The organism is Halorubrum halodurans (assembly GCF_002252985.1).
In the GTDB taxonomy this organism is placed as follows: domain Archaea; phylum Halobacteriota; class Halobacteria; order Halobacteriales; family Haloferacaceae; genus Halorubrum; species Halorubrum halodurans.
Genome location: NZ_NHPJ01000090.1, coordinates 1 through 211, shown reverse-complemented (window position 1 = coordinate 211; position 211 = coordinate 1). Strand labels below are relative to the sequence as shown.

1 protein-coding gene is annotated in these 211 nt (G+C 69.2%); it reads right to left on the bottom strand.

All coding sequences use genetic code 11. From position 1 onward, the window contains the following. Window positions 1–120, bottom strand: a 120-nt coding sequence (locus DJ70_RS09175) for a peptidyl-tRNA hydrolase (RefSeq protein ID WP_275542351.1), incomplete at its 3' end; no start/stop codon positions are given. Between the last annotated feature and the right edge of the window lie 91 nt (window positions 121–211).

Sequence of the window (211 nt, the reverse complement as noted above, 5' to 3'; positions counted from 1 at the left end):
CTTCTTGCGGCTCCGGCGGCCCGTGTCCTCGTAGGCCGACAGCGACGCGTGTGCGACCTGCGCGGCGAGTTTCCCCTCGCCCATGCCGAGATCCCGGCGGGCGACGATCGCCTGTTTCATACGGGGTGAGAGCCCCGCCGCGGGTATAGCTCTGTTCTCTCGGTCGGGTCACGGAGGGGTTCTCGAGGACGGGTCGAGGAGGGATCTCGGG